The following is an 11,192-nucleotide window of genomic DNA, read 5'->3' on the forward strand; positions in this document are numbered from 1 at the left end:
CCACGCGGGCATCTTCCAGATTGCCCAGCACGCCGTAGGCCGTGATCAGCCGCGCCCAATCGGCCGCTGTGCCGCCATCATTGGCCAGCCTGTCGGCCAGACCCGCGACCATACCGCCGATCATCGCCTCGCGGTCTTCGGGCGACATATCCTGCGCGCTTTCGATTTCGGCGGGCGAGGGGCCACGCACAGCGGGCAGGGTATAGTTGATCCCGGCGCGAAAGGCCGCCTCTTCGATCATCTGGCGGGCAGAGGTGGCGTGGAAATTATCCGCAGGGCCGTTTTCCGCGATATCGCGCCACAGCCGATAGGCCAGATCGGGCCGGTCGGTCTGGTCATAAAGCAGCCCTAGATAATAGCGCGCGGCGATATTGGCGTCGTCGCGGGCAAGGATCTGGCGGATCACCTGTTCCGCTTCGGGCGACACAAGACCGGCGGCGGCAATGACGCGCAGATCGAGCAGGCGGCTCAGGTCGCTGACACCGGCGTCATCGCCCATGATCGTGATGACCTGTTCCTGTGCGGCGGCGGCGTTGGAATAATTGCGCAGTTCCACCTCGTGAAAGGTCAGGCGCGACCATGCTTCCAGATCGTCGGGCCGGGTCGGGGCGATTTCACGCAAACGGTCAATCGCGGCGCGGTAATCGTCCGGGACATCGACCGGCGGTGGCGGTGGGGCGACCTGTTCCAGCATCGCCTGCGCGGGGCGGTTTTCGCGCATTTCGTCCGAGGCCGCGATCCGCGCCTGCAAGGGCACATCGCCATACCCCGGCGCGCCGATCCTTGTGTAAGTCGCAAAGCTGACGGCGGCGATCACGACCAGCACCAGCAGTGCCACCAGCCCTTGTTGCTTGTACGCGGTGACCGGCGCATCGGCGCTTTTGCTGGCGGCCAGCAGGCGGCGCGCGATTTCGGTGCGCGATTGCTCGGCCTCGGCCGGGTCCAGCAGGTTGCGTTCCAGATCGCGGTCAATCTCGGCCAGTTGCGCGCGGTACAGGTCCACATCGGGGTTGTGTGTCGCCATATCGGGTGCGCGCAGCAAAGGCACGGCGATAATCGCGGCCACGGCCAGCGTCAGCAGGGTAACGACGATCCAGAATACCATAATGCCTCACTTTTCTGGGCCTGACATAACCGCGCGCGGGCAGGGTGAAAAGGGGCTGCGACCCGGTGACCATTCACTGTCTGGCGATGATGTCGTAAATTGCAAACCAGACGCCGCTGGCGATATCCTTTCGCGGCTGCGAAAGGTCCAGACAGGGGCAAGGACCAGCCAAGGAATCGCCCTGTTGAAAAACCGATATTCCGCCTTTGCCATCGCACGCGAAGCCTTCCGTCAGCACACGGGCTGGACCCGTGCCTGGGCCAATCCCGCGCCGCGCGCGAAATATGATGTGATCATCGTCGGTGCAGGCGGGCACGGCTTGGCGACCGCCTATTATCTGGGCAAGAATTTCGGCATCACCAATGTCGCTATCCTGGAAAAAGGCTGGCTGGGTGGCGGCAATACCGGCCGCAACACGACGATCATCCGGTCGAATTACCTGCAGGACCCGTCTGCCGCGATCTATGAAAAATCGCGCAGCCTTTATGAAACGATGTCGCAGGACCTGAACTATAACGTCATGTTCAGCCCGCGTGGTGTCATCATGCTCGCCCAGACGCAGCACGAGGTGCGGGGGTACAAACGCACCGCCCATGCCAATGCGCTGCAAGGGGTTGCGACCGAATGGATCGGGCCGGACCGCGTCAAGGAACTGTGTCCGATCATGAATATCGACGGGCCGCGTTACCCGGTGCTGGGCGGGTTGTGGCAGGCACGCGGCGGCACGGCGCGCCATGATGCGGTCGCCTGGGGTTATGCACGGGCCTGTTCGGATATGGGCATGCATGTCATCCAGCAATGCGAAGTCACCGCGATCCGCCGTGACGGTGCCCGTGTCGTCGGCGTCGATACGACCAAGGGCGCGATTGACTGCGATAAACTCGGGCTGGTCGTCGCAGGCCATTCCGGCGTGCTGGCGCAGATGGCGGGGTTCCGGCTGCCGATTGAAAGCGTCGCCCTGCAGGCGCTGGTCAGCGAACCGATCAAACCCTGCATGGATGTCGTCGTGATGGCGAACACCGTTCACGGCTATATGTCGCAATCCGACAAGGGCGAAATGGTGATCGGCGGCGGCACGGATGGATACAACAATTACACCCAGCGCGGCAGTTTCCACCATATCGAGGAAACCGTCCGCGCCCTGATCGAAACCTTCCCGATGATCGCGCGGCTCAAGATGCTGCGCAAATGGGGCGGCATCGTGGATATCACCGGCGACCGGTCCCCCATCCTGTCGAAAACCCCGGTAGAGGGTGTTTTCGTCAATTGCGGCTGGGGCACGGGTGGTTTCAAGGCGATCCCCGGATCGGGATGGGCCATGGCTGAGCTGATGGCCAAGGGTGCCGCGCCCCTGACGGATGAGTTTTCGATGTTCCGGTTCAGGGAAGGGAAGTTCATTGATGAAAGCGTCGCGGCGGGGGTTGCGCATTAATGTTGGGTGCCGTCAGAAATGCCGCATCGGCAAACCTTTGCGCGTCGCTGGCGCACAAATCGGCGGGCTCCTGCCGATCCTGGCAGGAGAACGGAACATCCGGACAGATTGATGCGTTGCTTGTGGAGATAGCGCAACCAACAGAGAAGGCTTCATCATGTCATATGATCCGCAACGCCCGCAGGACCCGCTCAATCCACGCGACCCTGTGCATCCGCCACATACGCCCCCACCCGCTGCGCGCTCTGGCGTGCCAATGTGGGTCTGGGCGGCTGTCGCCGTGGTGGCGATCATCATTCTGTTTGTATTGTTCTCGGGCGGCAACACGACAGCCCCTGTCGGCGACGCAGGCGCGCCTGCGCAGTCCGAACAGATCGCACCAGCCGACCCGGTCGCACCGGCCCCGGAACCGGGTATGGGTATCGACGCTGATCCTGCAGCGCCAGCCGAACCTGCCCCAATCGTCGAATAATCCAAGCTACATAAACCGTCTGAAAGGCGGGCGCACCTGTGCGCCCGCCTTTTTTGCGTCCAGACCAAAGGCCTGCCCATGCTGATCCTGCACTGCCCCTGTTGTTACACCGACGCCGATGAAACCGATTTGCATGCGGGCGGGCAGGCGCATCTGAAACGCCATGCCACCGGATCGACCGATGACCAGTTCGAGGAATACATGTTCATGCGTGAAAACCCAAAGGGCGTGCATTTTGAACGCTGGCGGCATGTCTATGGCTGCGGCAAATGGTTTCTGGCCGCGCGCTGCACCGCCACGCTGGAGGTGTTCGGCACCTATCCGGCGCAGACGACCGTGCCACCGCAGGACATTATCGACAAGATCACCGCCAAACGCCCCGGCTGGTCATGGGGGGATCTGGCATGAGCACGCGTCTGGCAAAACAAGGCCGTCTGATCGACAAAAGCAAGCCGGTCAATTTCACCTTTAACGGCAAACGCCTGCGCGGTTTCGCGGGCGATACGCTGGCCTCGGCCCTGCTGGCCAATGACCAGATGCTTGTGGGCCGGTCGTTCAAATACCATCGCCCGCGCGGGGTCGTCGGGGCGGGTGCCGAAGAACCCAATGGTCTGGTCAACCTCGGGATCGGTACGCAGTTCGAACCCAACCAGCGGATTACCACGACCGAACTGTTCGACGGGCTGAGCGCGACCAGTCAGAACCACTGGCCAAGTCTCGAATTCGACGTGGGCGCCATCAACGCGCATCTGTCGCGCTTTCTGCCGGCTGGGTTCTACTACAAGACCTTTCTGTTTCCACGCCCATTCTGGAAACATATCTATGAGCCGATCATCCGCCATTCGGCGGGTCTGGGCCGCGCGCCCAAAGACCGGGACGAAGACACATACGAGCATTTCAACCTGCATGTTGATGTGCTGATCGTCGGCGGCGGGATCGCGGGGCTTGCGGCGGCAAAGGCTGCAGGCGAAGCGGGCGCAAGCGTCCTGCTGATCGAACAGACCACCGATTGGGGTGGCCGCGCAATGGTCGATGCGCCGCAGATTGGCGGGATGATCGCGGTTGATTGGGTAAAGTCCACGCTGCAAACGCTTGAAAATATGCCCAATGTCACCCTGCGCTTACGCTGCATGGGGGCAGGGGTTTATGACCACGGCTATGTGCTGGCCTATGAACGCCTGACCGACCACGCACCCGGTCAGGACGGGCCGCGCCACCGGCTGTGGCGTATCCGCGCCCGGCAAATCGTGACCGCGACAGGCGCGATTGAACGGCCCTTGTCCTTTGCAGGCAATGATATCCCCGGCGTTGTGCTGGCGGGCGCTGTGCGCGATTACGCGGTGAATTTCGGCGTGTCCGTCGGTGACCGCACCGTGGTGGTCACGAATAACGACGACGCCTATCGCACGGCGATCACGCTGAAAGAAGCGGGGCTGGACGTGCCGGTGATCCTGGACGCCCGGCCATCGCCCGGTGGCGCGCTGATCGATCAGGCGCGCGCCCTGGGCATTCGTGTCGCGACCGGCAAAGCCATCGCATCCGTCAAAGGTGGCAAGCGCGTCACCGGCGTGGCGATCTGCGCGCAGGCCGGTGAAGGCGCTGTGCTGGAAGAGGTGGATTGCGATTGCGTCGCCATGTCTGGCGGCTGGTCGCCGGTCGTGCATCTGTGGTCGCATTGCGGTGGCAAACTGATCTGGGATGACGCGCAGGCGATGTTCCGGCCCGACGCGGCCCGCCCGCCGACGGGGGCGGATGGGCAGGGTTTCGTGATCGCCGCCGGTGTGGCGAACGGGCATCTGCGCAGCGCCGATGTGCTGGCCGATGCCGTGGCTGCGGGCAAAGCTGCCGCAGGTGCCGCAGGTGCCGCGCAGCCTGTCGGCGAAATGCCAGCGGCTGTCGATGCGGACGAAGGCCCGCTCGCCCCTGTCTGGCTGATGCCGCAGGGCGCGCCTTACGCGCTGCGGTCCAAGTCCTGGCTGGATTTCCAGAACGATGTGAAAGTGTCCGATGTGCAACTGGCGGCACAGGAAGGGTTCGAGAGCGTCGAACATGCGAAGCGCTATACCACGCTCGGCATGGCAACCGATCAAGGGAAGTTGAGCAATATCAATGGTCTGGCGGTGCTTTCTGATGCACTGAATGCGGCGATCCCGAATGTCGGAACCACAACATTCCGCCCGCCCTATACGCCGATCTCGATGGCGGCGATTGCCGGTGCGGCGCGGGACGAGATTTTCCAGCCCCTGCGCAAGACCCCGATGTCGGACTGGCACAATGCCAATGGCGCCGATAACGAACCTGTCGGGCAATGGCGCAGGCCTTTCGCCTATGTCCGCGCGGGCGAAACTGTGCATGATGCCGTCAACCGCGAGGTGGTGAACGCGCGCAACAATATCGGGTTGCTCGATGCCTCGACCCTGGGCAAGCTGGTGGTCAAGGGGCCGGATGCGGGCAAGTTCCTCGACATGCTTTATACCAATATGATGAGCAATCTGGCCGTCGGCAAATGCCGCTATGGGCTGATGTGTTCGGAAAACGGGTTTCTGATGGATGACGGTGTCGTCGCGCGGATTGATGACGATACCTGGCTTTGCCACACGACGACCGGCGGGGCAGAGCGTATTCACGCCTGGATGGAAGACTGGCTGCAATGCGAATGGTGGGACTGGAAAGTCTATGTCGCCAATGTCACCGAGCAATGGGCGCAGGTCGCCGTGGTCGGGCCAAAAGCGCGCGATCTGCTGGACAAGATCGGCGGGATGGACCTGTCGGCGCTGCCCTTCATGCAATGGCAGGCAGGCAAGATCGGCAGCATCGATGCGCGGGTGTTCAGGATCAGCTTTTCGGGTGAGCTCAGCTATGAAATCGCCGTGCCTGCCGGGCAGGGCCGTGCCTTTTGGGATATGCTGATGCGCGAAGGCGCGGAATACAGCGTGATGCCCTATGGGACGGAAGGACTGCACATCATGCGCGCCGAAAAGGGTTTCATCATGATCGGCGATGAAACCGACGGCACGGTGATTCCGCAGGACCTGAACCTGCATTGGGCCTTGTCCAAGAAAAAGGACGATTATCTGGGCAAACGCGCCCATGCGCGCAGTTTCATGGATAACCCCGACCGCTGGCGGCTGGTGGGGCTGGAAACGCTGGATGGGTCGGTTTTGCCGGACGGGGCCTATGCGATCGCCGATGGTACGAATGCCAATGGGCAGGGCAACACGCAGGGCCGCGTAACCTCGACCTATCATTCGCCCACATTGGGGCGCGGCATCGCGATGGGGCTGGTGCATCGCGGCCCCGACCGGATGGGTGAGGTGATCAGTTTCAACACTGTGGAGGCGGGCAAGACCGTCGCCGCGCGCATCGTCGATCCGGTGTTTTATGACAAGGAAGGGGCAAAGCAGAATGTCTGACGCCATCAGCGCCTTGCAAGGCAAAATCGCCCCCGGGGATGTCACGATCCGCGACGCGGGCCTGTGCGGCATGATCACCCTGCGCGGGGATCTGGCGGATGCGGCGCTGCGCAAGGTTTGCACGGATATCACCGGCCAGACCTTTCCGCAAAAGGGCAAGATCAGCGCGCAGGATGACACCGGCCTGTGCTGGATGTCGCCCGACGAACTGCTGATCCTGCTGCCTTACGGCGATGTTGCGCGCGCCTTGGCGCAGATCGTTGCCGCCCTGTCGGGCCAGCATTATCTGGCCGAGAATGTTTCCGACGCGCGCGCGCTGATCCATGTCGAGGGCGCTTACGTGCGTGAGGTGATGGCGAAAGTCACGCCTGTCGATCTGCGCCCCGCCAGTTTCGGCCCCGGTGATTTCCGCCGGTCGCGTCTGGCCCAGGTGCCTGCGGCCTTCTGGATGCCGGAGGACGACACATTCGCGGTGATCTGTTTCCGGTCGGTCGCGGAATATGCCTTTGATCTGCTGGTGGCATCGGCAAAGGGCGGCCGCGTCGGGGTGTTCTGAAACCGCCGGTCGCACCCGGCGCTGGCGATATTTCTGCACGCAGGACGGGCAAGAACCGCGCCTTCCCCTTGACCTTGGGGCGGGCGAGGGCCACGTAAGGGGGAACCAATTTGCATAACAAAGAGGACTAAATCATGTCATTCTCCCTTCCTGATCTGCCCTATGCCCATGACGCGCTTGCCGCCAAGGGCATGTCCGCCGAAACGCTGGAATTCCACCACGACATCCACCACAACGCCTATGTGACCAATGGCAACAAGGCGATCGAAGGCACTGAATGGGCCGGTAAATCGCTGGAAGAGATCATCGTCGGCACCTATGACAAATCCGCTGTCGCGCAGAATGGTATCTTCAACAACATCAGCCAGCTGTGGAACCACAACCAGTTTTGGGAAATGATGTCGCCCGACGTCAGCAAGATGCCAGGCGAGCTGGAAAAGGCGCTGACTGAGAATTTCGGCTCTGTCGATGATTTCAAGACCAAGTTCAGCGAAGCCGGTGCCGGGCAGTTCGGCTCTGGCTGGGCCTGGTTGGTGAAAAAGGATGATGGCTCCTTGGCGATCACCAAGACCGAAAACGGCGTGAACCCGTTGTGCTTTGGCCAGACCGCGTTGTTGGGCTGTGATGTCTGGGAACATTCCTATTACATCGATTTCCGCAACAAACGCCCTGCCTATCTGACCAATTTCCTTGATAATCTGGTCAATTGGGAAAACGTCGCCAGCCGGATGTAATTTCCGCGCGTCGATGGACAATTGCAAAGACCCGTGGGACACCTCTCACGGGTCTTTTGTTTTGGGGGTTTTGATGACTGGTCCTGATCTGGCGGCGATCCGTGCGGCGGCGGATATCCTGCGTGACGCGGTGATCGCAACGCCCGTATTGCCGCTGACATCCGCGCGCTGGAACGGCGTTTTACCCGATTGCGCCCGCATGACGCTGAAGCTGGAATTGTTCCAGCAGGCCGGATCGTTCAAGGCGCGTGGTGCCTATCTGGGGATCATGGGCCTAAGCCCGGCAGAACGCGCGGCAGGAATCGTCGCCGCAAGCGGTGGCAATCACGCGCTCGCGGTTGCCTGGGCCGCGCAGGCGGCGGGGATGGATGCGCTGATCTGCATGCCGCGCGCCACTGATCCCGCGCGCGTCGCCGCGTGTCAGGCCTTGGGTGCGACAATCACCTTGCATGACGATATGGCCGCAGCCTTTGGCGCGATGTATGACGCCGCCGCCGGGGGGCGGATTCTGATGCACCCGTTCGAGGCGCCGCATATGGTGCTCGGCGCGGCGACCTGCGGCTTGGAATATGCCCTGCAAGCGCCTGATATCGATACATTTGTCGTCCCTATCGGTGGCGGTGGCCTGATCGCCGGGATGGCCTGCGCGATCAGACAGGCGCGCCCCGATGCGCAGGTGATCGGGGTTGAACCTTTCGGGGCGGACAGCATGTTTCAATCGCTGCAACAGGGCGCGCCTGCGACCTTGGACAGCGTCGCGACCATTGCCGATAGTCTGGGCGCACCGCTGGCGATGCCTTATACCTTTGGGATCGTGCAGGAATATGTGGACCGGATCGTGCGGATCGACGATGCCGAGATGCTGCGCGCGATGGAGATTTACCAATCCACTCTGCGGATCACGGCGGAACCGGCTTGTGCTGCATCGCTTGCGGCGGTCACGGGGCCGTTGCGCGATGAACTGGCAGGGCGGCATGTGGGCATCATCGCCTGCGGGTCCAACATTTCCCTGACCCGCTATGCAGACCTGATGCAGGCGCTATAGCCGGTCTTTCAGCGCCTGTTCCAAGGCATCCACATCATCCGCGACGCTGACAAAGCCCAGAATGTCATCGCCTGCGAAACCCTGATCCACCACATGGCGCATCAATGCCAGCAAAGGGTCCCAGAATCCATTGATATTCAGCAGCACGATGGGTTTGCGGTGCAGCCCCAGTTGGCGCCATGTCAGCACTTCGAAAAACTCATCCAGACTACCGGCCCCGCCGGGCAGCACCACCACGGCATCGGCATTCATGAACATGACCTTTTTGCGTTCATGCATCGTCTCGGTCACGATGAACTGGTCCAGATCGCGCTTGCCGACCTCCAGCGCCATCAGATGGGTCGGGATCACGCCAAAGGTGCGGCCTCCGGCCTGTTGAACGGCCTGCGCCACCCGGCCCATAAGACCAACGTCACCCGCGCCATAGACCAGCCGCCAGTCATTTCGGACCAGCATTTCGCCTGTCTCTGACGCGGCCTGCGCAAAATCGCGGCTGATTCCATCGCGAGAGCCGCAATAAACACACACTGAGCGTGGAAAATCGGACATTTGGACCCCATTGTTGCAGCTTCACTTTGACCGGACATAGTGGGGTTGATAGATTGTCTCAACTCCGTCATGGCTTTTGTTTTTTGACGGTAGATATTTTAGGAATGAACGAGTGACTGATCAGACATTATCGCAGATCCGGCCCTGGGCGCTTGGTGCTTTGGGCGTCGCCGCCCTCGCGGGGCTGGCGTGGGCTTTGCAGCCGGGGCAAGCCCCGCAAGCCCCTGTGCAGGGCGCGACCGCCAGCGCCACAGTCGATGCGCCGCAGCGAACCGCCGAAGACACCGCAGAACCCGTGGCCGATGCCCCGCAGCCGCCGACATTCGACACGTTCCGCCTGGACCCGGACGGGGCGCTGGTCGTGGCCGGGCGCGCTGCCCCCGGCCAGACCGTCGATCTGATCCTTGGGGGCGAGGCGGTCGCGCAGGCGATGGCCGATGCCAGCGGCAGTTTCGTGATCCTGTCCACCGCGGGGGAATCCGACGCACCACGACGCCTGTCGCTGCTGGCCGATCCCGAAGGGGCGGCAGTGCCATCGCAAACCAGCTATATGGTGGCGCCGATCACGGCCCCCGTTCTGCTGGCGGATGACAGCGGGGCCGGACCAGATGAAACCGCCCCGGCCGATCCGATGACCGAGGCGACAGCGCCGGCCACCCCGGTTGTCCTGCAGGCCGATGCTGACGGGCTGCGGGTGGTGCAGGGCACGGGCGACACTGTCACCAGTAACGTGGTGCTGGATGCGATCACCTATGATCCTGACGGGACATTGCAGCTTGCCGGTCGTGCCACCGGCGCGGGCGAGGTACAGATATATCTTGATGACATGCCTGTTTCGACCGCGGCGGTCAGCGCTGGCCGGGATTGGCGGATCGACCTGCCCGATGTCGATACCGGTGTTTATACCCTGCGGATTGACGAACTGGATGCGGCAGGCGATGTCGTGTCGCGGCTGCAGATGCCGTTCAAACGCGAAGAACCCGCCGAGATTGCTGCCGTTCTGGCCGAACAGACCAGTGAGGATGATTTCGAGGTCGCGGTCCGCACCGTGCAGCCCGGATCGACGCTCTGGGCGATTGCAGAGGAAAACCTGGGCAGCGGCGTCTATTACACGCTGGTGTTCGAGGCCAACAGTGTTCTGATCCGCGATCCCAACCTGATCTATCCGGGCCAGATTTTCCGTATTCCAGAGCTTGCAGAGTGATGCGCTAGCACTGGTCAATCGCCGGGCATCCCCCTAGGTAAGGCGGATTCTCCGGAGTTTTACATGCGCCCGACCAATCATTCCGATGCAAATCTGAACAACGCCCGCACCCAGGGCTGGAGCGTGATCAGACGCGTTCTGCCCTATCTTTGGCCCGAGGGGCAGCCTTGGGTCAAACGCCGGGTCATTGTGGCATTGGTGATCCTGCTGCTGGCCAAGGTCATCGCCGTGGGTACGCCGATCCTGTATAAACAGGCGGTCGATGCCTTGGCCCCTGATGGTGCAGAGGCAGCGACTGTGCTGGGGCTGGGGGCGGTCGGGCTGACACTGGCTTATGGGTTTGCGCGGCTGATGAATGTGGGCTTTCAGCAATTGCGCGACGTGGTGTTCACCCGCGTCGGCCAGCGCGCGCTGCGGCAGCTGGCGCTGGAAACCTTCAGCCATATCCACCGTCTGTCCATGCGCTATCACATTACGCGCAAGACCGGGGGGCTGTCCCGCGTCATCGAACGCGGGGTCAAGGGCGTGGATTTCCTGCTGCGGTTCCTGTTGTTCTCGATGGGGCCGCTGGTGCTGGAACTGCTGATGATCGCGGTGGTGTTGTTCTTCCTGTTTGACGTCTGGTATCTGGCCGTCGTCGTCGGGACTATCGCGCTTTATGTCTGGTTCACCTTTGCCGTGA

The 11,192-nt window shown here is 62.1% G+C and carries 11 protein-coding genes; 9 read left to right on the top strand and 2 right to left on the bottom strand.

Translation table 11 applies throughout. The annotated features are described in order from the left end of the window. Positions 1-1,105 (bottom strand): c-type cytochrome biogenesis protein CcmI (ccmI, locus tag ACK4TM_RS03080; RefSeq protein WP_409696549.1); only part of this gene is annotated, 1,105 nt, incomplete at its 3' end. 184 nt (positions 1,106-1,289) lie between these two features. Here ccmI and ACK4TM_RS03085 point away from each other — a divergent pair. From ACK4TM_RS03085 to ACK4TM_RS03115, 7 genes are all read left to right on the top strand, one after another. After that, entirely contained in the window at positions 1,290-2,537 is a 1,248-nt protein-coding gene (locus ACK4TM_RS03085; RefSeq protein ID WP_409696552.1) for a sarcosine oxidase subunit beta family protein, read from the top strand. A gap of 157 nt (positions 2,538-2,694) precedes the next feature. After that, positions 2,695-3,009, top strand: a complete 315-nt coding sequence (locus tag ACK4TM_RS03090; protein ID WP_409696555.1) for a hypothetical protein — start codon at positions 2,695-2,697, stop codon at positions 3,007-3,009. Positions 3,010-3,087: 78 nt separating this feature from the next. Beyond that, positions 3,088-3,417: a sarcosine oxidase subunit delta gene (locus ACK4TM_RS03095; RefSeq protein ID WP_409696558.1), complete on the top strand. Its 330-nt coding sequence runs from the start codon at positions 3,088-3,090 to the stop codon at positions 3,415-3,417. Further along, complete coding sequence (locus ACK4TM_RS03100; protein ID WP_409696561.1) at positions 3,414-6,422, top strand: sarcosine oxidase subunit alpha family protein; 3,009 nt, start codon at positions 3,414-3,416, stop codon at positions 6,420-6,422. The genes ACK4TM_RS03095 and ACK4TM_RS03100 overlap by 4 nt, the downstream gene beginning before the upstream one ends. Beyond that, on the top strand, positions 6,415-6,978 hold the full coding sequence (locus ACK4TM_RS03105) for a sarcosine oxidase subunit gamma (protein WP_409696564.1): 564 nt from the start codon (positions 6,415-6,417) through the stop codon (positions 6,976-6,978). The genes ACK4TM_RS03100 and ACK4TM_RS03105 overlap by 8 nt, the downstream gene beginning before the upstream one ends. Positions 6,979-7,112: 134 nt before the next feature. Beyond that, positions 7,113-7,712, top strand: coding sequence for a superoxide dismutase (locus ACK4TM_RS03110; protein WP_409696567.1), 600 nt, complete (start codon positions 7,113-7,115; stop codon positions 7,710-7,712). Between the two features lie 73 nt (positions 7,713-7,785). Beyond that, a complete protein-coding gene (locus ACK4TM_RS03115) occupies positions 7,786-8,757 on the top strand; it encodes a threonine/serine dehydratase (protein ID WP_409696570.1) in 972 nt (323 codons plus the stop codon). Here the strand turns inward: ACK4TM_RS03115 and ACK4TM_RS03120 are convergent. Next, positions 8,752-9,306 carry a TIGR00730 family Rossman fold protein gene (locus ACK4TM_RS03120; protein ID WP_409696573.1) on the bottom strand — a complete coding sequence of 185 codons (555 nt, stop codon included), beginning with the start codon at positions 9,304-9,306 and terminating at the stop codon, positions 8,752-8,754. The genes ACK4TM_RS03115 and ACK4TM_RS03120 overlap by 6 nt on opposite strands. A 112-nt stretch (positions 9,307-9,418) precedes the next feature. On the opposite strand from ACK4TM_RS03120, the gene ACK4TM_RS03125 reads away from it, so the two are divergent. Together ACK4TM_RS03125 and ACK4TM_RS03130 are read left to right on the top strand one after the other, a co-directional pair. Then, positions 9,419-10,510 (top strand): LysM peptidoglycan-binding domain-containing protein, encoded by a 1,092-nt coding sequence (locus ACK4TM_RS03125; RefSeq protein ID WP_409696575.1) that lies wholly within the window; start codon positions 9,419-9,421, stop codon positions 10,508-10,510. Positions 10,511-10,573: 63 nt separating this feature from the next. Continuing rightward, a partial coding sequence (locus ACK4TM_RS03130; RefSeq protein ID WP_409696578.1) for an ABC transporter transmembrane domain-containing protein occupies positions 10,574-11,192 on the top strand: 619 nt, incomplete at its 3' end.

It is taken from the genome of Yoonia sp., assembly GCF_046292185.1.
In the GTDB taxonomy this organism is placed as follows: domain Bacteria; phylum Pseudomonadota; class Alphaproteobacteria; order Rhodobacterales; family Rhodobacteraceae; genus Yoonia.